Origin of the sequence: Actinoplanes sichuanensis (genome assembly GCF_033097365.1) — a bacterium.
In the GTDB taxonomy this organism is placed as follows: domain Bacteria; phylum Actinomycetota; class Actinomycetes; order Mycobacteriales; family Micromonosporaceae; genus Actinoplanes; species Actinoplanes sichuanensis.
On record NZ_AP028461.1, the window covers coordinates 950,734 to 971,665 of the forward strand.

Annotated in this window: 16 protein-coding genes; 15 read left to right on the forward strand and 1 reads right to left on the reverse strand. The window is 71.1% G+C overall.

The genetic code is table 11. From position 1 onward, the window contains the following. Window positions 1-29 precede the first annotated feature (29 nt). Window positions 30-2,660 carry an EAL domain-containing protein gene (locus Q0Z83_RS04150; protein ID WP_317792437.1) on the forward strand — a complete coding sequence of 877 codons (2,631 nt, stop codon included), beginning with the start codon at window positions 30-32 and terminating at the stop codon, window positions 2,658-2,660. Between the two features lie 26 nt (window positions 2,661-2,686). On the opposite strand, the gene Q0Z83_RS04155 is transcribed toward Q0Z83_RS04150, so the two are convergent. Then, a complete protein-coding gene (locus Q0Z83_RS04155) occupies window positions 2,687-3,397 on the reverse strand; it encodes an HAD family hydrolase (protein ID WP_317792438.1) in 711 nt (236 codons plus the stop codon). A gap of 268 nt (window positions 3,398-3,665) precedes the next feature. On the opposite strand from Q0Z83_RS04155, the gene Q0Z83_RS04160 reads away from it, so the two are divergent. From Q0Z83_RS04160 to Q0Z83_RS04225, 14 genes are all read left to right on the forward strand, one after another. Beyond that, the gene (locus tag Q0Z83_RS04160) at window positions 3,666-4,841 is read left to right on the forward strand and encodes an ROK family transcriptional regulator (protein WP_317792439.1); all 1,176 of its coding nucleotides are present in this window, start codon (window positions 3,666-3,668) and stop codon (window positions 4,839-4,841) included. Window positions 4,842-4,974: 133 nt separating this feature from the next. Continuing rightward, window positions 4,975-6,507, forward strand: coding sequence for a sugar ABC transporter ATP-binding protein (locus Q0Z83_RS04165; protein ID WP_317792440.1), 1,533 nt, complete (start codon window positions 4,975-4,977; stop codon window positions 6,505-6,507). 56 nt (window positions 6,508-6,563) lie between these two features. Then, window positions 6,564-7,565 (forward strand): ABC transporter permease, encoded by a 1,002-nt coding sequence (locus Q0Z83_RS04170; RefSeq protein ID WP_317797026.1) that lies wholly within the window; start codon window positions 6,564-6,566, stop codon window positions 7,563-7,565. A gap of 100 nt (window positions 7,566-7,665) precedes the next feature. Continuing rightward, window positions 7,666-8,724: a substrate-binding domain-containing protein gene (locus Q0Z83_RS04175; protein WP_317792441.1), complete on the forward strand. Its 1,059-nt coding sequence runs from the start codon at window positions 7,666-7,668 to the stop codon at window positions 8,722-8,724. Window positions 8,725-8,777: 53 nt separating this feature from the next. Further along, window positions 8,778-9,962 (forward strand): Gfo/Idh/MocA family protein, encoded by a 1,185-nt coding sequence (locus Q0Z83_RS04180; protein WP_378079002.1) that lies wholly within the window; start codon window positions 8,778-8,780, stop codon window positions 9,960-9,962. Window positions 9,963-10,202: 240 nt separating this feature from the next. After that, window positions 10,203-11,363 (forward strand): inositol-3-phosphate synthase, encoded by a 1,161-nt coding sequence (locus tag Q0Z83_RS04185; protein ID WP_317792442.1) that lies wholly within the window; start codon window positions 10,203-10,205, stop codon window positions 11,361-11,363. Beyond that, on the forward strand, window positions 11,360-12,202 hold the full coding sequence (locus tag Q0Z83_RS04190) for an SCO3242 family prenyltransferase (protein WP_317792443.1): 843 nt from the start codon (window positions 11,360-11,362) through the stop codon (window positions 12,200-12,202). The genes Q0Z83_RS04185 and Q0Z83_RS04190 overlap by 4 nt, the downstream gene beginning before the upstream one ends. A gap of 5 nt (window positions 12,203-12,207) precedes the next feature. Beyond that, on the forward strand, window positions 12,208-13,095 hold the full coding sequence (locus Q0Z83_RS04195; RefSeq protein WP_317792444.1) for a sugar phosphate isomerase/epimerase family protein: 888 nt from the start codon (window positions 12,208-12,210) through the stop codon (window positions 13,093-13,095). Window positions 13,096-13,105: 10 nt separating this feature from the next. Further along, window positions 13,106-13,627, forward strand: a complete 522-nt coding sequence (locus Q0Z83_RS04200; RefSeq protein ID WP_317792445.1) for an EboA domain-containing protein — start codon at window positions 13,106-13,108, stop codon at window positions 13,625-13,627. Window positions 13,628-13,642: 15 nt separating this feature from the next. After that, complete coding sequence (locus Q0Z83_RS04205) at window positions 13,643-14,494, forward strand: TatD family hydrolase (RefSeq protein ID WP_317792446.1); 852 nt, start codon at window positions 13,643-13,645, stop codon at window positions 14,492-14,494. Continuing rightward, window positions 14,494-15,609, forward strand: a complete 1,116-nt coding sequence (gene eboE, locus Q0Z83_RS04210) for a metabolite traffic protein EboE (protein WP_317792447.1) — start codon at window positions 14,494-14,496, stop codon at window positions 15,607-15,609. Before Q0Z83_RS04205 ends, eboE begins: the two co-directional genes overlap by 1 nt. Beyond that, window positions 15,606-16,952: a nucleotide pyrophosphatase/phosphodiesterase family protein gene (locus tag Q0Z83_RS04215; protein WP_317792448.1), complete on the forward strand. Its 1,347-nt coding sequence runs from the start codon at window positions 15,606-15,608 to the stop codon at window positions 16,950-16,952. Before eboE ends, Q0Z83_RS04215 begins: the two co-directional genes overlap by 4 nt. A 10-nt stretch (window positions 16,953-16,962) precedes the next feature. After that, the gene (locus tag Q0Z83_RS04220; protein WP_317792449.1) at window positions 16,963-18,000 is read left to right on the forward strand and encodes a polyprenyl synthetase family protein; all 1,038 of its coding nucleotides are present in this window, start codon (window positions 16,963-16,965) and stop codon (window positions 17,998-18,000) included. A gap of 100 nt (window positions 18,001-18,100) precedes the next feature. After that, window positions 18,101-20,884 (forward strand): PQQ-dependent sugar dehydrogenase, encoded by a 2,784-nt coding sequence (locus Q0Z83_RS04225; RefSeq protein ID WP_378078937.1) that lies wholly within the window; start codon window positions 18,101-18,103, stop codon window positions 20,882-20,884. The last annotated feature ends 48 nt before the right edge of the window (window positions 20,885-20,932 follow it).

The following is a 20,932-nucleotide window of genomic DNA, read 5'->3' on the forward strand; positions in this document are numbered from 1 at the left end:
ATCGAGTCGGGCTCCGTAGGATGTGCCGCATGAATGCGCTGCGGTCGGTGCGTCCATCCACGTACGTCGTCGGTGGATCGGTCTGGGCTCTCACCGTCGTGCTGCTGCTCCCGCTGCCCGTCGCGGGCGGGCTGCTGACCGGGGGCGTCCTGATCCCGGCCGTGGCGATGCTGTGGGCGGCCCACCACGGGACGGCCGCCGGGCCGCGGTTCCGCGCCCAGGTGCTCGGCGTCGGGCTGCTGCTCACCGGCGCCACCGGCGCGGCCTGCGCGGTCATCGGCCTGGTCGAGCCGGAGGCCACCGCCGACGGGGTCACCCTGTCCGCGCGGCTCTACCTGATCAGCCTGGTCGTGGTCGTGTTGGTGATGATGCCCGGCCTGCTGCGCCCCCACCAGCACCGCGACCCGCTCGGCCGGCTGCGGGTGAGCCTCGACATCGTCGGCGTCTCGGCCTGTCTGATCCTGCCCACCTGGGTGCTGATCTTCAGTGACGGCTACCTGCGCGGCCCGTCGGCGATCGCGGCCTTCCTCGGCGCCATCGCCACCGCCACCGCGGCGGTCGCCGGCGTGCACGCGACCCGGCACCGGGCGTCGCTGCGCTGGGCCGGACCGGGTGCCGCTCTCGCCCTGGTCTGCGGCACCGCGCAGGTGATCGCCGCCGACAACCCGGCCAACCCCAACTCGGCGCTCGCCGCGGTCGCGGCCGGTGCCGCCGTCAACGTCGCCGCCTGGGTGCTGTGGTGGGGTGGTGTCCGGGTCGACCCGGAGGCCGGGCCCCCGGTCCCCGCCGGTGGCGAACCGGCCGCCGGATTCCCGCTGTTCGCGCTGCCGGTGCTGGGATCGTCGGTGGCGGTGGTGGCCAAACTGCTGCACGGCGGCAGCCTCGACGCGACCTCGATCGCCCTCGCGGTGATCGCGCTGCTCGCGGTCGCGACCCGGGAGTTCGTCTCGGCGATCGCGCTGCGCCGCCACGCCGAGCTGCTCACCCACCACGGCAACCGGCTGCGTAGCCTGATGTTCGGCTCCTCCGACGTGGCCGTGGTGGTCGACACCGGTCTGGCCGTCTGCTGGCAGTCGCCGGCCGCGGCCCGCCTCTTCGGCCTGTCCGACCAGGACGTCCTCGGCCGGCCGATCACCGCGCACGTGCATCAGGAGCAGGCCGGTACGGTCGGCGCGTTCCTGGTCGAGTGCCTCAACTCCGACCGGTTCGACCTGGCCGACGCGCGTTCGGTCACGGCCCGGTTCCGGGACGGGTTCGGCCGATGGCGGGACACCGAATGGACGGTGGGCGGCGCCGACCCGGCGATGCCCGGCCGCAGCCTCGTCCTGCACATCCGCGACGTCACCGACCAGCGCGAACTCGAACAGGCCCTGCAGCAGGTGTCGCACCAGGATCCGCTGACCGGGCTCGCCAACACCCGCGGGCTGCGTCGTGCCGGCCCGGGGGCGGTCGACGGTGGCGCGCTGATCCTGCTCGAACTCAGCGGTCTGACCGCGATCACCGACGTGCACGGGCCGGAGCGGTCGGAGACCGTCCTCGTCGAGGCGGCGCGTCGGGTCCGTACCCGTATCGGCGACACCGACGTCCCGGCCCGCGTCGGCGACGCCCGCCTCGCCGTGGTGACCCGCAACGGCGCGGTCCGCGCCCACCTGCTCGCCAACCAGCTGGTCACCGCGCTGACCGCGCCCTACGAACTGGACGGGGCCAGCGCGCACCTGCAGGTGTGGGCCGGGCTCAGCGACCTGTGCCCGGAAACCGACGTCGACGAGGTGCTGCGCCGCGCCGACCTCGGCCTGCGGGTGGCCCGGTCCCAGCCGCCGGGCGGTGTCGAGTGGTACGACGAGGTCATCGAGGAACGGCTGGTCCGCCGGTCCACGCTCGAACAGGACCTGCCGACCGCCATCGACCGCAACGAGGTGGAGCTGCTGTTCCAGCCGGTGTTCGAGCTCGCCGGTCGGCACCCGGTCGGTGTCGACGCGGTGCTCAGCTGGCGCCATCCGACGCTCGGGCGACTGCCCGCCGACGAGTTGCTGACCCTCGCCGAGGACCTCGGGGTGCTCGGCTACCTGCGGCGATGGGCGTTGCAACGGACGTGCCGGCAGGTCGCGGCCTGGCGACAGCGGTACCACCCGCTGTGGTTCTCGATCGGCGTCCGGCCCGGTGAGCTCGGCGACGAGGTGTTCCACGCGGGGCTCGACGAGGCGCTGTCGGCCTACCGGCTGCCACGGTCGGCGCTCGTCGTCGAGGTCGGCGAGGACGACCTGCACCAGGGGCCGGAGTCCGGGGAGCGGCTCGCCGAACAGCTGCGGCGGCTGCGGATGAGCGACGTGCGTACGGCGGTGGGCCATTTCGGCGCCGGGCCGACCTCACTGAGCCGGCTGCGTGTCCTCCCGGTCGACGTGCTCAAAGTGGACCGCGCGGTGTTCAGCCGATCGGCCGGCTCCTCGTCCGAGGTCGGCGCGATCATGGACGTCGCCGTGACCCTGGGCCGCCGCCTCGGCCTCGACGTCATCGCCGACGGCCTGACCACCGACGACGATCTGGAGACGGTGTACGCCACCGGGTGCCGACTCGGGCAGGGCGACCTGCTGGCCCGCCCGCTGCCCGCCGAACACGTGGAGGCCCTGATCGAACAGTCCCACGACACGTCACCCTCCTGACCGCCGCGGCCCGATCGAAAAGCCGGCTAGCTCGGGACGCCCGCCGGGGGTGGAGATCCCACCAGTGCCGATAGTTCTGACATGTCGGTGAAGATGTGGGTAGCGCCGGCGGCCAGCAGGGTTCGTGGTGTGTTGTGGGACGGGCTGTTCGGCGGGCAGTAACCGAAGACCGTTGCACCTGCGGCGACTCCGGCCCGTACGCCGGTGGGGGTGTCCTCGATGACCGCCGTGCGGGTCGGGTCGACGCCGAGGGCGGTCGCGGCGGCCAGGTAGACGTCGGGGGCCGGCTTGCTGCGCGGGGTCTCCATGCCGCTGAAGATCCGGTCGGCGAAGACCGTGTCCAGACCGACTTTGGTCAGCTGCAACTCGACCTTGTGCCGGTCGGCGCCACTGGCACAGGCCAACCGGCCCGCGTAGAGCCGGTCGATCTCGCGGGCGGCGGCGACCGCGCCCGGGATCGGCAGCAGATCCAGCGCTAGCGCCTCGTTGCGGCGTTTGCGGAATTCGCCGAGCCATTCGTCGGTGACCGGGAAGCCGGTGTGCGCCTCGATGACCGGCGCCTCGTCGCGCAGTGCCCGACCGACGAAGAGCCGGAAGCAGTCCTCCTCGGAGATCGGCCAGCCGAGTTCGTGCAGCATCGTCCGGAGGACGGCGTTGGTGATGGCTTCCGAGTCGACGAGCACCCCGTCGCAGTCGAAGAGCACGGCGTCGAACGGGAGGGCGGTGGAGTCCGGCATGCCCGTGACCCTAACCGCCGATGATCCCGCCCCCCGGCATCGGCCGGGCGGTGGCCGACTGTCGCGGAGGCCGGAAAAACCGGGCCGAGCCACGGTCGGCGGGAGGCTTTTGCAGGATCTGTCGAAAGTTCGTTATAGATCATGAAGAAGCTGTGGACAGTGAGAGCAAAGGCTTCTACTGTGGCGCATGTAACACTCCGAAACCTGGATGTCACAGCCGACAGGCTCGGGCACGCCGCGGCGTGCGGATATGAGGTCAACCGTGCGTATGACGATCGATCCCCCCTACCTGCAGCTGCTGCGGTTGCTGCGCAACGAGGGCGCCATCTCGCGTGCTGAGCTGGCCGATCGCCTGCAACTTCCCCGGCCCCGACTGCTCGCCGAGGTCGAGCGTCTGGTCGCTCAGGGCTACGTGGTCGAGGCCGGAATGGCCGCGTCGCGGGGCGGCCGCCGGTCCACTCTCGTCGAGTTGCACCCCCGGCTGCGGTTCGCCGCGGTCGACCTCGGAGCCAGCTCGATCGACGTCGAGGTCACCAACGGGCGGCTCGAACCGGTCGCCGCCTACACCGAGGAGGCCGACATCCGGTCCGGGCCGAAGGCCACCCTGCACCGGGTCAACGAGCTGCTCGCCAAGGCCCGGGTGGACGGCGCCTACGAGCGGCTCGACGCGATCGGCATCGGCGTCCCGGGGCCGGTCAGCTTCCGGGACGGGGTGCCGGTGTCTCCGCCGATCATGCCGGGCTGGGACCGGTTCGGCGTCCGGGAACTGCTCACCCGCGAGCACGGATGCCCCGCGGTCGTCGACAACGACGTGAACATCATGGCCGTCGGTGAGCAACACGGCGGGGTCGCGCACAGCGTTCAGGACTTCCTGTTCGTCAAGGTCGGCACCGGCATCGGCTGCGGCATCTATCTCAACGACGAGGTCTATCGCGGTACGGACGGGTGCGCCGGCGACATCGGCCACATCCAGGTCGACCCGAACGGTCCGATGTGCTCCTGCGGCAACGTCGGATGTCTGGAGGCCCTGTTCAGCGGCACCGCGCTGGCTCGGGAGGCGCTGGTCGCGGCCCGCTCCGGGGCGTCCCAGGCGCTCGCCGACCGGCTCGCCGCCAGCGGCTCGCTCAGCGCTCGTGACGTCGCCGAGGGCGCCACCGAAGGCGACGTGGCCTGCATCAAGCTGATCCGCGAGGGCGGCCACCGGATCGGTTCGGTGCTGGCGTCGCTGGTCAGCTTCGTCAATCCGTCGATGATCGTGATCGGTGGCGGGCTGGCCCAGCTGGGCCACATCCTGCTCGCCGAGATCCGCAGTGCCGTCTACCGCCGGTCGCTGCCGCTGGCCACCGGCAATCTGCCGATCGTCCTGTCCGAGCTGGGATCCCGCGCCGGAGTGACCGGGGCCGCGGTGCTGGCCAGCGACGTGGCCTTCGAACAGGCGTCATGACCGCCGAGGGCCGAGGAAAACAAGTGACCGCCGAGGGCCGAGGAAAGCAAGTGACCGCCGAGAGGCGAAGGAAGAAAGCGACCGCCGAAGGGCGAAGAGAGAAGTGACCGCCGAAGGGCAAGGGGGAGGCGACATGACCGACGACAATGCTCACGAGGTGGTTCTGCGGCTCACCGACCTGGTCAAGACGTTCCCGGGTGTGAAGGCGCTGGACGGCGTGCAACTCGAGGTCCGGGCCGGTGAGGTGCACTGCCTGCTCGGTCAGAACGGCGCCGGCAAGTCCACCCTGATCAAGGTGCTCTCCGGCGTGCACCGTCCGGACGCGGGCACCGTCGAATGGCTCGGTGAGCCGGTGACGTTCAGCAACCCGCAGGCTGCGATGAAGGCCGGCATCGCCACCATCTACCAGGAACTCGACCTGGTCGACGACCTGTCGGTGGCGGAGAACGTGTTCCTCGGCCACGAGCCGCGCCGGCTGGGTTTCGTGCGCCGGGGCGCGATGGCCGACCGTACCCGCAAGATCCTCGGGTCGCTCGGTCATGAGGAGATCCCGGCTCGCCGAATGGTGCACGCCCTGCAGGCCGCCGGGAAGCAGGTGGTCAGCATGGCCCGGGCGCTGTCCCAGGAGGCCCGGCTGCTGATCATGGACGAGCCCAGCGCGGTGCTCGCCCACGACGAGGTGGAGAACCTGTTCCGGATCATCCGGCGGCTGACCGCTCAGGGCATCGCCGTCATCTACATCTCGCACCGGCTGGAGGAGATCCGCGAGATCGGCGACCGGGTCACCGTCCTCAAGGACGGCCGCACCACGGCCGCGAACCTGTCGGCCGCCGAGACACCGACGAGCGAGCTGGTCAGCCGGATGACCGGACGGACCATCGAGTACGTCTTCCCGCCCCGCCCGGAGCCGGTCCGGCACGAGGAGCTGCTGACCGTACGGGATCTGAGCCGTGCCGGTGAGTTCCGGGACGTCTCGCTCAGCGTCGGCGCGGGGGAGATCGTCGGCATCGCCGGCCTGGTCGGCTCGGGTCGTTCCGAGTTGCTGGAGACCATCTACGGCGCCCGCCGTCCGGACACCGGAACCGTCGAGCTGTCCGGGAAGCCGCTGCGGGCCGGCAGTGTCGGCGCCGCGGTCCGGGCCGGGATGGGGATGGCCCCGGAGGAGCGCAAGAGCCAGGCGCTGCTGCTCGGTGAGCCGATCTACCGCAACATGACCCTGGCCACCTTCACCGGCCTGGCCCGGCTCGGTTTCACCAACGCCCGCCGGGAGCGTGCCGAGTCCGACCGGATCGCCGGTTCTCTGGATCTGCGCCCGCTCGACGTGCGTCGTCCGGTCGGCACCCTGTCCGGCGGTAACCAGCAGAAGGTGGTCGTCGGCCGTTGGCTGCTCGGCGACACCCGGCTGCTGCTGCTCGACGAGCCGACCCGCGGTGTCGACGTCGGCGCCCGGGCCGAGCTGTACCGGGTGATCCGCCGGCTGGCCGCGGAGGGTGTCGGTGTGCTGCTGGTCTCCAGTGAGGTGCCCGAGGTGCTCGGCCTGTCCGACCGGGTGCTGGTGATGCGCGAGGGCCGGGTCGTCCATCAGGCGCCGTCCACCGAAATCGACGAAGACACGGTCCTCGACCTCGTCATGGCGGGGTCGCTCATGGAAGGAGCGCCAGCGTGACCCTCAGCGAAGGCACCGGGCTACAGACGCCGGCGCACACCGGCCCCGAGCCCGAACTGCCGGGCGGTCGTAAACGGTCGTGGGCCGGTGAGTCGGGTGAGTCGGTGACCCGCAATCTGGTCCTGGTCGGGGTGCTGATCGCGCTGATCGTGATCGGTGCCATCACCCAGCCGGAGCTGTACGGCAACTCCACCTGGGTGTGGACCAACATCCTGTCCATCCTGCAGTTGGCGTCGGTGGTCGGCGTGGTCACGGTGGGTATGACCTTCGTGATCATCGGCGGGGGCATCGACCTGTCGGTGGGCGCGATCGTCGCCCTGGCCGGGGTGTGGTGCACGACGCTGGCCACCCAGTCCTACGGCGCGGCCGGCATGATCTTCACCGCGATCGTGGTCGGTGTGGCGGTCGGGCTGATCAACGGGGTGCTCATCTCGTACGGCCGTCTCGTGCCCTTCATCGCTACCCTGGCGATGCTGGTCTCGGCCCGTGGCCTGGCCGCGGCGATCTCCGGCAAGCAGACGCAGATCTCCTCGAACACCTTCATCAACAGCATCGCCAGCTCGAAGCTGTTCGGTGTCCCGTGGCTGGTCTACATCCTGGCCGCGGTGGCGGTGGCCGGCTGGATCCTGCTCAACCGCACCACCTTCGGCCGCCGCACGGTCGCCGTCGGCGGCAACCCGGAGGCCGCCCGGCTGGCCGGCATCAACGTCAAACGCCACACCATGCTGCTGTACGGGCTGTCCGGCCTCTGCTGCGGCATCGCGGCGATCATGCTCACCTCACAGGCGACCTCCGCGCAGGCGGCCATGGGCAACCTGTACGAATTGGACGCCATCGCCGCCGCGATCATCGGTGGCACTCTGCTCAGCGGCGGACGGGGCACGATCGTCGGCTCCATCCTGGGTGTCCTGATCTTCGCGACGATCACGAATCTGTTCGCCATCAACGGTCTCTCCACCGAGGCCCAGAACATGGTGAAGGGCGGCATCATCGTCGCCGCAGTGCTGGTCCAGCAGTTCCGATTCAAATCCCTCACACGATTCTTCGCCCGCAACTAAAAGCAACTGAAAAAGCGCGGTGACCGTTGACGAACAACGGCCGCCGGGATCCGTACACCCTGAAATCGCTCCTTTTCCGAAACAGACATAGGAGATGGTCATGTCCAAGATCAATTCCGACCTGTCACGACGCCGGCTGCTCTTCGGCGGCGCCGCGGTGGGTGCGGGGGCACTCCTCACCGCCTGCACCAGCAACGAGGCCGCCCCGACCCCGGCACAGACCAAGGCCGCCGACACCACCGGGGGCGGCAACGCGGCGCCCGGTACCAAGGTCACCATCGGGTTCTCCGCACCGGCCGCCGACCACGGCTGGATCGCGGCCATCACCAACAACGCCAAGGCCCAGGCCGCGACCTTCTCCGACGTGGAGTTCAAGTCGGTCGAGGCGGGCGCCGACGCCGCCGCCCAGCGCGCCGCGCTGTCCACCCTGATCGGCCAGAAGCCGACGGTGATCGTGCTGCTGCCGCATGACGGCAAGGAGCTCAACTCGTTCGGCCTGGAGGCGATGGCCGCCGGCATCCCGGTGGTCAACCTGGACCGCGCGTTCCCGGACGCCCGCGCCTACCGCACCCAGATCATGGGCGACAACTACGGCATGGGTGTGGCCGCCGCCGACTACATCATCACCCAGATGAAGGTGAAGGGCGTGGCCAGCCCGATCATCGGCGAGATCGCCGGCATGGACGAGCTGGAGCTGACCCAGACCCGGTCCAAGGGCTTCTCCGACACGCTGGCCGCGGCCGGGTTCAAGGTAGCCAACCGGCGGGCCGCCCGGTTCACCGTCGACTCCGGACAGCAGGAGGCGTCCCAGCTGCTGCAGGCGCTGCCGCGGATGGACGCCGTGTGGAACCACGACGACGACCAGGGTGTCGGCGTGCTGGCCGCGGTCAACCAGGCCGGCCGCAAGGAGTTCATCATGGTCGGCGGCGCCGGCTCGAAGCAGGCGATCGAGACGATCCAGGCCGACAACACGGTACTCAAGGCGACGGTCACCTACAGCCCGTCGATGGCCTCCTCGGCGATCTCCCTGGCCCGGCTGATCGGTCAGAAGAAGGGCATGGCCGACCTGGTGGAACTCCAGGTGCCCAAGGAGATCGTGCTGGCCTCGGAAACCATCACGAAGGAGAACGCGAGCAGCTACATCCAGCTCGGGTTCTGACCGCGTACGGGGGGAGACCCATCTTGTCCACGCAATCAAGCCTGCGGGTCGGCATGGTCGGCTACGCGTTCATGGGCGCCGCGCACTCCCAGGCGTGGCGCACCGTGAACCGCGTGTTCGACCTGCCGCTGCACGTCCGGATGACGGCGGTCTGCGGCCGTGACGAGGCGAACGTCGCCGCGGCGGCGGCCCGGCTCGGCTGGCAGGAACACACCACCGACTGGCGGTCACTGGTGACCAGGGACGACATTGATCTGATCGACGTCTGCACCCCCGGTGACAGCCACGCCGAGATCGCGATCGCGGCCCTCGCAGCCGGTAAACACGTGCTCTGTGAGAAGCCACTGGCGAACACCATCGCCGAGGCGCGGGAGATGGCCGCCGCGGCCGCCCGTGCCGAGGCGAACGGCGTCCGGTCGATGTGCGGATTCAACTACCGCCGGGTTCCCGCGGTCACCCTGATGCGGCGGATGGTCGCCGACGGGCGGATCGGCGAGATCCGGCACATCCGCGCCGTCTACCTCCAGGACTGGATCACCGATCCACAGTTCCCGCTGGTCTGGCGGTTGCAGAAGGACAAGGCGGGTTCCGGTGCCCTCGGTGACATCGGGGCGCACATCATCGATCTCACCCAGTTCGTCTCCGGTCAGCGCATCACCGGGGTGACCGCGCTGACCGAGACGTTCGTCAAGGAACGGCCGCTGCCGCAGGCCTCCAGCGGCCTCAGCGCCTCCACCGAGGAGAACGGCGGCAGCGGTACGGCCACCGGCCCCGTCACAGTCGACGACGCCGCGCTGTTCCTGGCCCGGCTGGACGGCGGAGCCATCGCCACCTACGAGGCGACCAGGTTCGCCACCGGCCGTAAGAACGGGCTGCGCGTGGAGATCAACGGCTCGCGCGGATCGGTGGCGTTCGACTTCGAGCGGATGAACGAGCTGGAGTTCTACGACGCCACCGAGCCGTCCGGCGAACAGGGCTTCACCCGCATCCTGGTGACCGAACCCGATCACCCGTACCTGTCGGCGTGGTGGCCGCCCGGCCACGGCATCGGCTACGAGCACGCGTTCACCCACCAGGCCCGTGACCTCGTCGAAGCGATTGCGACAGGCGGCTCGCCCACTCCGTCGTTCGCCGACGCGCTGCAGGTGCAACTGGTGCTGGACGCGGTCATCCGCTCCGCCGACCACGGCTCCGGTTGGACCGATGTGGAGCCGATCCTCGCGGAGGTGGCCGCCTGACCATCGCCGCTTGAACCTCCCCGTCGCCCGCGAGGGTCCGGCCACGGTGCGCCCCGTGACCGGACGGGCGGCGGAGAGAAAACCACCACCCGGCGACGGTACGGACGGGATTCCCGTACCCGGGCCGGGTGGCCGATGACCGGCAGGCGGAGCCGGAACGCCGCACCGGCTCCGCCTGTCCGCCGCACGAGCCGCCAACGAATCGTCGCCACGAATCGTCGCCAACGAATCGGAGGAGTCATGTCCCTGGGTGTCTGGCTGGTCGGCGGCCGCGGAAGTGTCGCGGTCACCAGCATCGTCGGAGCTCTCGCCCTGCGCGCCGGTCTGGCCGCGCCGACCGGCTGCGTCACCGAACTACCCGACCTGAGCGGCGCCGACCTGCCCGGGTTCGGCGACCTCGTCTTCGGCGGCCACGACCCGTCGGCGGTGCCGCTGACCAAGAAGGCCGAGGCCCTCGCCGACGCCGGAGTGGTGCCGGCGTCGCTGGTGGCGGCCGTGCACACCGACCTCACCGCGGTGGACGCCGACATCCGGCCGCTGCCGCACGCCGCCACCCAGGCGGCCACCGCCGGACTGATCGTCGCCGACCTGGTGGAGTTCCGGGAACGACACCGCCTGGACCGGGTCGTCGTCATCAACGTCGCCTCCACCGAGCCGGTACCGGACGACGATCCGGCGTACGAGAGCCTCGCCCGGCTCGAAACGGCGATGACCGGCGAACGGCAGGTGCTGCCACCGAGCGCCCTCTACGCGTATGCCGCGTTGCGGGCCGGCTGTCCCTATGTCGATTTCACCCCGTCCACCGGCGCCCGGCTGCCGGCCCTGGCCGAACTCGCCGAACGGCAGCGACTGCCGTACGCCGGACGGGACGGCAAGACCGGGGAGACGCTGCTCAAGTCGGTGCTGGCGCCGATGTTCGCGCAGCGGCACCTGGAGGTGCGCACCTGGTCCGGGTTCAACCTGCTCGGCGGCGGCGACGGGGCCAACCTGGCCGATCCGGCCGCGAACAGTGCCAAGAGCGCCAGCAAACAGCGGGTGCTGCAGGAGACGCTCGGGCAGCAGCCGCAGGGCACGGTCCGGATCGAGTACGTCGAGGACATCGGCAACTTCAAGACCGCCTGGGACCTGGTCACGTTCGCCGGGTTCCTCGGCACCCGGATGCGCCTGGAGTTCACCTGGCACGGCTGTGACTCGGCGCTGGCCGCCCCGCTGGTGCTGGACCTGGCCCGGCTGACCGCGGCCGCCCACGCCGCCGGACGGTCCGGGCCGCTCACCGAGTTGGCGTTCTTCTTCAAGGACCCACTCGGCGACGTCCCGCACGGCCTGGCCGACCAGTGGCGGCTGCTGACCGAATTCGCCGCGACCCTCACCCCGCGCAGCGACCCGGAAGCCGCGGCATGACCGGGTGGCGGGACATCGCCCGGCTGGTTCGTGCGCCCGCCGCGCTGTCCGTGCCGGGTGACGTCGTCGCCGGGGCGGCCGCCGCGGGCACGCTGCGGCCGCGGACGCTGGGACTGGCCGGGGCCTCGGTCTGTCTCTACTGGGCCGGGATGGCCGCCAACGACTGGGCCGACCGGCACATCGACGCGGTCGAACGCCCGGGGCGGCCGATCCCGTCCGGCAGGGTCAGCCCCCGCACCGCGTTCGGCATCGCCGCCGGACTGACCGGTGCGGGCCTCGCCCTGGCCGCGGCCGCCGGAGGGCGACGTGCCCTCGCGGTCGCGGCGCCACTGGCCGGGGCGGTCTGGACCTATGACCTGGTCGCGAAGAACACCGTGGCGGGACCGGCCGTGATGGCGGCCTGCCGTGGCCTCGACGTGCTGCTCGGTGTCGGCCACGGGCGGCATCGGGCGGCACTGCCCGCGGCTCTCACGGTGGCGGCTCACACGTATCTCATCACGGTCCTGTCCCGTCGGGAGACGACCGGCGCCGACGCCGCGCTGCCGTCGGTGACCCTCGCCGGCACCGCGGTCGTGGCCGGCCTGGCCGCCTCGCGGCAGGCACCGGCCGCCGGGCTGCTCTCGGCCTGGTACGCGGCCCGGTTCGGCGCCGCCCAGCAGCGTGCGCTGGCCCGCCCGGACGCGGCCGCGCTGCAGAACGCGGTGGCCGCCGGAATCACCGCGTTCCCCGCCCTGCAAGGGGCATTGACCGCCCGGGCTGGTTCGCCGGTCGCCGGCGTCGCCGTCGCCGGTGCCGCGGTTGCCGCGAAACACCTGGCGAAGGTGGTGAGCCCGACGTGATCCCCGTGGGAGAGCCCGACCGAGGCAGGTCTCAGCGCGGGGATTCGGGACCTGGCGATCAAGGGCTGCGGTTCGGGTACGGGACGAACGGGTTCGCCAACCACCGGCTCGACGACGCGCTCGCGGTGATCGCCGACCTCGGTTACGACGGGGTGGCGCTCACGCTCGACACCGATCATCTCGACCCGTTCGCGGACGAACTGCCCCGCCGGGTCGCCGCGGTCGCCGCCCGCCTGGAACGGCTGAACCTCGGCGTGGTGATCGAAACCGGCGCCCGCTACCTGCTCGACCCGTGGCGCAAACACTCGCCGACCCTGCTGGAGGAAGGCCGTGAGCTGCGGCTCGACTTCCTGCGACGGGCTGTCGACATCGGCGCCGACCTGGGCGCCGAGGCGGTGTCGTTCTGGGCCGGCATTCAGCCCGCCGACGTCGACGACACCACCGCCTGGGACCGGCTCGTCGACGGCTGCGCGCAGACTCTCAAAAGAGCCGAGCAGAAGGGTGTGACGCTCGGCTTCGAACCGGAACCCGGCATGCTCGTCGACGACATCGCCGCCTGGCGGAGGCTGCACACCGCCCTCGGCGCACCCCCCGGATTCGGCATCACCCTCGACATCGGACACTGCCGCTGCCTGGAACCCGACCCGGTCCCGGACTGTGTCACCGCGGTCGCCGAGCACCTGGTCAACGTACAGATCGACGACATGCGGCGGGGTACCCACGAGCACCTCGAGTTCGGCACCGGGGAGATCGACTTCCCGCCGGTGCTGGCCGCCCTGTCCGCCGCCGGATACACCGGCCTGGTCGCGGTCGAGCTGCCCCGCCACTCACACGCCGCCCCCACGGTGGCGGCGCGGTCCCTGGACTTCCTGAGAGCCGCCCAGAAGCACTGAAGGAGGCGTCATGGAACAGAACGCGTGGCTCACCGACGCCGTCGCGCGAGTCAGCGCCGACCCACCGAGGATCGTGCGGGCGTTCGCCGCGGCCGGCCGGCACAGCGACGACGCGACCGGCGCACGGATCCGGCTGCTGCTGGCCCTGCCGCCGGACGTGCTGCCGCACTGGGTCGACGACCTGTACCGGCACGGCGACAACAACGAGAAGCTGGCCGTGCTCACCGCGCTGCCGGATCTGCCGATCGGCGCCGAGGCCGTCCCGCTGCTGCACGACGCGATCCGCACCAACGACACTCGGCTCGTCGCGGCCGCCCTCGGCCCCTATGCCCGACACCTCGATCAGCACGCGTGGCGGCATGCCGTGCTCAAGTGCGTCTTTCTGGCCGTACCCCTGGACGTCGTGTCCGATCTGGACCAGCGGGCCGACCGGGAGCTGACCGCGATGGTGGCCGCTCTGCGCGCGGAGCGCGAAGCGGCCGGGCGGCGGCTGCCGGCGGACGCGTATCGCCTGCTCGACCCCATCCCCTGATCGCCTGGAGGTCCCGTGCGCATCCTCGACCCGCATATCCACATGACCTCACGCACCACCGACGACTACCAGCGGATGGCCGCGGCCGGTGTCCTGGCCGTCGTCGAACCCGCGTTCTGGCTGGGCCAGCCCCGGACGAATCCGGGCTCGTTCGCCGACTACTTCGACTCGCTGGTCGGGTGGGAGCCGTTCCGGGCCGCCCAGTTCGGCATCCGTCACCACGCCACCATCGCCCTCAACCCGAAGGAGGCGAACGACCCCCGTTGCCGTCCGGTGCTCGACCTGGTGCCGCGCTATCTGGACAAGGATTCGGTGGTCGCGGTCGGGGAGATCGGGTACGACTCGATGACCCCCGAGGAGGACGAGGCGTTCACCCGGCAGCTGGCGATGGCCGTGGAGTACGAGCTGCCGGCCCTGGTGCACACCCCGCACCGGGACAAGGCGCACGGCGTGAAACGAACCCTGGACGTGGTCCGGGAGAGCGGCATCGACCCGGGCCGGGTGGTGGTCGACCATCTCAACGAGGTGACCGTCGCCGCCGTGCACGACTCCGGCTGTTGGATGGGGTTCTCCATCTACCCGGACACCAAGATGTCGCCCCCGCGGATGGTGGAGATCCTGCGCGAGCACGGCCTGGACCGGGTGCTGGTCAACTCGGCCGCCGACTGGGGCAGGTCGGATCCGTTGCTGACCGTGCGGACCGGGGAGGCGATGCTCGCCGCCGGGTTCAGCGACGACGATGTGGACCGGGTGCTGTGGCGCAATCCGGTGGAGTTCTACCGGCAGTCCGGGCGGCTCGACCTCAATGACGTCGCCGATACCGGGCCGCTCTTCGAGGGCAGCTCGATCCTGCGCGGGGGCAGCTGATGCGGCTGCGCCGACCGGACGGCCGGCCGGTGCATCTGAGCTACTGCACCAATGTGCATCCGGCCGAGGACCTGCCCGGGATCATCGGGCAGTTGGACACGTACGCCGTACCGGTGCGGGAACGTCTCGACGCCGACGTGCTCGGCCTGGGACTGTGGCTGGCCGCTCCGGTGGCCGCCGCCCTGGCCGACGACGGCGAGGCCCGGCGGCTGCTGCGCCGCGAACTCGACGCGCGCGGCCTGGAGGTGGTGACCCTCAACGGTTTCCCCTACGAGGCGTTCCAGGCGCCGGTGGTCAAACACGCCGTCTACCGGCCGGACTGGACCACCACGGCCCGCCTCGACTACACCCTCGACCTGGCCCGGGTCCTGGTCGACCTGCTGCCCGACGACGCCGAACGCGGGTCGGTGTCGACGCTGCCGCTGGCCTGGCGCGAGCCGTGGCCGCAGGCGCAGCGCGACGCGGCCCGGCACCGGCTGGACCGGCTCGCCGAAGGTCTAGCCGAGATCGCCTGGCAGACCGGCCGGGTGGTGCGGGTCGCGTTCGAACCCGAGCCGGGCTGTGTGGCCGAGACCACCACGCAGGCCGTCGACATGCTCGCCGGGACCGACACCGACCGGCTCGGCGTCTGCCTGGACCTGGCCCACCTGGCCTGCGCCTGGGAGGACCCCGCCGACGCGGTGACCAGGCTGGCCACGGCCGGGATCCCGGTGGTGAAGGTGCAGGTGTCGGCCGCCCTGGAAGTGGCCGATCCGGTCGCCGCCCGGCCGGTGCTGGAGCAGTACGCCGAACCCCGGTTCCTGCACCAGACCCGGAGCGCCGCCGGGCACGCCTGCGACGACCTGGATCTGGCGCTGGCCGAGAACCCGCCCGGCCCGTGGCGCATCCACTTCCACGTTCCGCTGCACGCACCACCGGCGCCACCGCTGACCGCCACCACACCGCTGCTGCGGGAGGCGCTCGCGGTCGTCGACTGCGACCACTTCGACGTGGAGACCTACACCTGGGACGTGTTGCCGGCCGGGCAGCGCCCCACCTCGCCCGCGGGACTGGCCGACGGCATCGCCGGTGAACTGGCCTGGACCCGCGACCAGCTGACCGGAGCTCACGCATGACGAAACTCGTGGTCCTCGACGTGGTCGGGCTTACTCCGCGCCTGCTCGAACACATGCCGAACCTCCGGTCGATCGGCGCGCCGGCCCGGCTCGACCCGGTGCTGCCGGCGGTCACCTGCAGCGTGCAGGCCACCCTGCTGACCGGGGAGACGCCGGCCGGGCACGGCATCGTCGGCAACGGCTGGTACTTCCGCGATCTGGGCGAGGTGTTCCTCTGGCGGCAGCACAACGCCCTGGTCGGCGGGGAGAAGATCTGGCAGGCGGCCCGGCGCAGCGATCCCGGTTACACGGTCGCCAACATCTGCTGGTGGTACGCCATGGGCGCGGACGTCGACTGGACGGTCACGCCCCGCCCGATCTATCACGCCGACGGACGCAAGGACCCGGACTGCTACACCGACCCGCCGGAGCTGCACGACGACCTGACGGCGGCGCTCGGCACGTTCCCGCTCTTCACCTACTGGGGTCCGGGCGCCGGGCTGGAGTCGTCGCGCTGGATCTGCCGGGCGGCGCAACGGGTGATGGCCGCCCACGATCCCGACCTGACCCTGGTCTACGTCCCGCATCTCGACTACGACCTGCAGCGTTACGGCCCGGACGACCCGCGTGCGGCGGCCGCGGCGGCCGAGCTCGACGGGGTGCTCGGCCCGCTGCTGGACGCGGCGAGGGCGCGCGGCGCGACGATCGTGGCGCTGTCCGAGTACGGCATCACGCCGGTCCGGCAGCCGGTCGACGTGAACCGGCTGCTCCGGGAGAACGGCCTGCTCCGGGTCTACACCCAGGCCGGCATGGAGTATCTGGACCCGTGGACGTCCCGGGCGTTCGCCGTCGCCGACCACCAGATCGCCCACGTGTACGTGCGTGACCCGGCCGACGTGCCGAAGGTGGCGGCGCTGCTCGGCGACCTGCCCGGGGTGGCCGAGATCCACGACGGCCTGGGCCACGAGCGGTCCGGTGAGCTGGTGCTGGTCGCCGACCCGGACGCGTGGTTCACCTACTACTACTGGCTGGACGACGACCGGGCCCCGGACTTCGCCCGGCTCGTCGACATTCACCGCAAGCCCGGCTACGACCCGGCCGAGCTGTTCTTCGATCCGGCCGACCCGGGCGGCGCGAAACGGCGGGCCGCGGTGGCCCTGGCCCGCAAGAAGCTCGGCATGCGCTACCTGATGCGGGTGGTCGGGCTGGACGCCGGCGCGCGGGCGGTACGCGGTTCGCACGGCCGGCTACCGGACCGGGCCGAGGACTCCCCGGTGCTGCTGTGCTCGGATCCGGCGGCGGTCACCGATCGGATCGCCGCGACCGAGGTGAAGAGCCTGCTGCTGCGCCTGGCCGGCCGGTAGGGGAGGGACCGTGACGCTGCGGGCCCGATTCGACGCCCGGCTCGCCGACTTCCTCACCGACCAGGGCCCGCAGTGGCCCGAGGGCGCCCCGCGCGGTCTGATCAGTACGATCCAGCGGTTCGTGCTGGCCGGCGGCAAGCGGCTGCGCCCGAAGTTCTGCTACTGGGGCTGGCGCAGCGCCGGTGGCGAGGACGGCCCCGGGATCGTCACCGCCGCCGCCGCGCTGGAGATCTTTCACGCGTTCGCGCTGATCCACGACGACATCATGGACGGCAGCGAACGGCGCCGGGGTGAGCCGTCGGTGCACGCCCTCTTCGCCGAGCTGCACACCAGGTCGGCGTGGCGGGGTGACGCGGCCCGCTACGGCCGCAACACCGCGCTGCTCTGCGGTGACCTGTGCGCGGCCTGGGCTGATCAGATGTTCCACGGCTGCGGGCTCAGCGACGAGCAGATCAGCCGGGGGTACGCGGTGTTCGGCGCGATGCGCACCGAGGTGATCGCCGGTCAGTATCTGGATCTGGTGTCCGGCGTCGGCGACGGTTCGGCGGCCAGCGCGCTGACCGTGATCCGGCTGAAGGCGGCCCGCTACACGGTGACCCGCCCGCTGCAGATCGGTGCGGCGCTGGCCGGGGCGGACGACAAGCTGCTGGAGACGTACGCCGCGTTCGGTGACCCGCTCGGCGACGCGTTCCAGCTGCGTGACGACGTGCTGGGGGTCTTCGGCGATCCGGCGGTGACCGGCAAGTCGATAGTGGACGACCTGCGGGAGGGCAAGCGCACGGTGATGATCGCGCTGGCCCGGGAGGCCGCCGACTTTCATCAGGCGGCCCGGATCCGGAAGCTGCTCGGCAGCCCGGGGCTGGACGAGGACGGCGCCGACGAGTTGCGCCGGATCATCGTGGAGACCGGCGCTCGAGACGGTGTGGAGCGGCTGATCGAGCTGCGGGTCGGCGCGGCGATGTCGGCGCTGGCCGGGGCCGGGATCCCGGCCGAGGCGGAGGCGGCGCTGACCGCCCTGGCATACGAGACAGTTCACCGTCAGCGTTGAAAAGTTCCGCTCGTAGTGACAAAAGTCGATGGTTTCTTTAATGTTTCAGAGTGCCGGCGGCGCGGCGACGAAATCCAGGTTTCGAGAGGATGGCGGAGCTATGCCCATTTTGTCGCGCCGAATATGGCCAGCCGTGGTGTTGTTGCTGGCGTTCGCCGAGGCGCCGGCCGCGGCCCACCCGATCGACCCGGCCGACTTCCAGCAGGTCACCCTGGCCAAGGGCGAACCCGAGGTGGGCGAGCCGATGAGCCTCGCCGTGCTGCCGGACCGGTCCGTTCTGCACACCTCCCGCAACGGCACCCTGCGCCGCACCGACGCGGCCGGCAACACCGCGGTCGTCGGCACCCTCGCCGTCTACACCCACGACGAGGAGGGCCTGCAGGGTGTCGGAGTCGACCCCGGCTTCGCCACCAACCGGTTCATCTACCTCTACTACGCGCCGCCGCTGAGCACCCCGGCCGGTGACGCCCCGGACACCGGCACCGACTTCTCGGCCTGGAACGGCGTCAACCGGCTCTCCCGGTTCACCCTGACCGCCGACTGGAAACTCAGCGCCGAGCGGACCGTCCTGGACGTCCCGGCCAGCCGGGGCATCTGCTGCCACGTCGGCGGCGACATCGACTTCGACGCGGCCGGCAACCTCTACCTGTCCACCGGCGACGACAGCAACCCGTTCCAGTCCGACGGCTACGCGCCCCTGGACGAGCGGACCGGCCGTAACCCGGCCTTCGACGCCCAACGGACCGCCGGCAACACCAACGATCTGCGCGGCAAGATCCTGCGCATCAAGGTCAACGCGGACGGTACGTACACCTCGCCGGCCGGCAACATGTTCGCCCCGAGCACCGCGCGGACCCGGCCGGAGATCTACGCGATGGGCTTCCGCAACCCGTTCCGGATGTCCGTCGACAAGGCGACCGGCGTGGTCTACGTGGGCGACTACGGGCCGGACGCCGGATCGTCCTCCAGTCGCGGGCCGAGCGGGCAGGTCGAGTTCAACCGGGTCACCGCACCCGGCAACTACGGCTGGCCGTACTGCACGGGCACCAACACCACGGCCGAGACCTACGCCGAATACGACTTCGCCACCGGCGCCCTCGGCGCCCGATACGACTGCGCGGCCGGTCCGGCCAACAACTCCGTCCGCAACACCGGGCTCGCGACCCTCCCGGCGGTCAAACCCGCATGGATTCGGTACGGCGGGGACGCCGGCACCCCGGCCGAGTTCGGCGGTGGTTCGGAATCCCCGATGGCCGGCCCGGTCTACCGCTACGACGCCGCGAACCCGTCGGCCACGAAGTTCCCGCAGACTCTGGACGGTCACTTCTTCGCCGCCGAGTTCGGCCGGGGCTGGATCAAGCCGATCCACGTCGGCGCCGACGGTTCGGTCGGTGAGATCTCGACCTTCACCTGGAACGGCAAACAGGTGATGGACACCGCGTTCGGCCCGGACGGCTCGCTCTACGTCCTCGACTACGGCACCGGCTACTTCAGCGGCGACGCCAACTCGGCCCTGTACCGCTACGACTACGTCGGCGGCGGCAACAAGGCTCCGACCGCGAACGCCACCAGCGACAAGACGTCCGGCCAGGCCCCGCTGACGGTCCGGTTCTCGTCGGCCGGCTCGACCGACCCGGAGGGCTCGGCGCTCACCTACGCGTGGAACTTCGGTGACGGCGGCACGTCCACGGCGGCCGACCCGTCGCACACGTTCACCGACAACGGCACGTACAACGTGACCCTGACCGTGACCGACCCGCAGGGCGCCTCGGGCAGCGACAGCGTCCAGGTCGGCGTCGGCAACACCGCCCCGGCGGTCCGGATCGACACGCCCGGCAACGGCCAGGTCTTCGACTTCGGCGACACCATCGCCTACTCGGTGACCGTGACCGACCCGGAGGACCCGTCGATCGACTGCACCCGGGTCAAGATGACCTACGTGCTCGGCCACGACCAGCACGGGCACCAGATCACCTCGAAGACCGGCTGTACCGGTTCGCTGACCATCCCGGTCGACGGCGAGCACGACACCGCGGCCAACATCTTCGCGGTCTTCGACGCCGAGTACACCGACGCGGGCGGCCTCACCACGCACACCCAGCACACCCTGCAGCCCGCCCACCGGCAGGCCGAGCACTACAAGACCTCGGCCGGGATCGCCGCGTTCAGCAAGCCGGAGGCCGAGGGCGGCAAGACCGTCGGTGACATCCACAGCGGCGACTGGATCGCCTTCGAGCCGTACCGGCTGGGCAACGTCACCAGGTTCACCGCCCGGGTCTCGTCGGCCGGCGCCGGGGGCACGCTGCAAGTCCGGGCCGGATCGGCCACCGGGACCGTGCTCGGCTCGGCGACCGTGCCGGTGACCGGCGGTTGGAACGTCTTCACCGACGTCACCGGAGCCATCGCCAACCCGCCCACGGGCAGCACCACGCTGTACCTGACGTTCAGCGGCGGCACCGGCGCGCTCTTCGACCTGGACGCGTTCACCCTCACCACCGCCCGGACCGGGCCGGTCGTCGGTCTGGCCGGCAAGTGCCTGGACATCAGCGGTGGCGGCACCGCCGACGGCACCAAGATCCAGCTCTACACCTGCAACGGCTCCGGCGCGCAGGCGTGGTCGGTCAACGGCCAGGTGTTGCGCAACCCGCAGTCCGGCAAGTGCCTGGACGTGGCCGGCGGCAACACCGCCAACGGCACCAAGGCCCAGCTGTGGACCTGCAACGGCACCGCCGCCCAGAACTGGACCGCTCAGGCCGACCGAACGCTGCGCAACCCGGCGTCCGGCCGGTGCCTGGACGTGTCGCAGAACAACTCCGCCGACGGTCAGCAGATCCACATCTGGGACTGCCTGGCCGCCGCCAACCAACTCTGGACCCTGCCGTGATTTCCGGACACCCCGTCCCCTTCTGAGGAGATCCCCGTGCGCAGACTC

Excerpts from the sequence above, each read along its gene's own strand:
- Q0Z83_RS04200 (WP_317792445.1), top strand. The coding sequence starts at position 13,106 with ATGGAACAGAACGCGTGGCTCACCGACGCCGTCGCGCGAGTCAGCGCC.
- Q0Z83_RS04165 (WP_317792440.1), top strand. The coding sequence starts at position 4,975 with ATGACCGACGACAATGCTCACGAGGTGGTTCTGCGGCTCACCGACCTG.
- Q0Z83_RS04185 (WP_317792442.1), top strand. The coding sequence starts at position 10,203 with ATGTCCCTGGGTGTCTGGCTGGTCGGCGGCCGCGGAAGTGTCGCGGTC.
- eboE (WP_317792447.1), top strand. The coding sequence starts at position 14,494 with ATGCGGCTGCGCCGACCGGACGGCCGGCCGGTGCATCTGAGCTACTGC.
- Q0Z83_RS04215 (WP_317792448.1), top strand. The coding sequence starts at position 15,606 with ATGACGAAACTCGTGGTCCTCGACGTGGTCGGGCTTACTCCGCGCCTG.
- Q0Z83_RS04190 (WP_317792443.1), top strand. The coding sequence starts at position 11,360 with ATGACCGGGTGGCGGGACATCGCCCGGCTGGTTCGTGCGCCCGCCGCG.
- Q0Z83_RS04180 (WP_378079002.1), top strand. The coding sequence starts at position 8,778 with ATGGTCGGCTACGCGTTCATGGGCGCCGCGCACTCCCAGGCGTGGCGC.
- Q0Z83_RS04225 (WP_378078937.1), top strand. The coding sequence starts at position 18,101 with ATGCCCATTTTGTCGCGCCGAATATGGCCAGCCGTGGTGTTGTTGCTG.
- Q0Z83_RS04150 (WP_317792437.1), top strand. The coding sequence starts at position 30 with ATGAATGCGCTGCGGTCGGTGCGTCCATCCACGTACGTCGTCGGTGGA.
- Q0Z83_RS04155 (WP_317792438.1), bottom strand. The coding sequence starts at position 3,397 with ATGCCGGACTCCACCGCCCTCCCGTTCGACGCCGTGCTCTTCGACTGC.
- Q0Z83_RS04175 (WP_317792441.1), top strand. The coding sequence starts at position 7,666 with ATGTCCAAGATCAATTCCGACCTGTCACGACGCCGGCTGCTCTTCGGC.
- Q0Z83_RS04160 (WP_317792439.1), top strand. The coding sequence starts at position 3,666 with ATGACGATCGATCCCCCCTACCTGCAGCTGCTGCGGTTGCTGCGCAAC.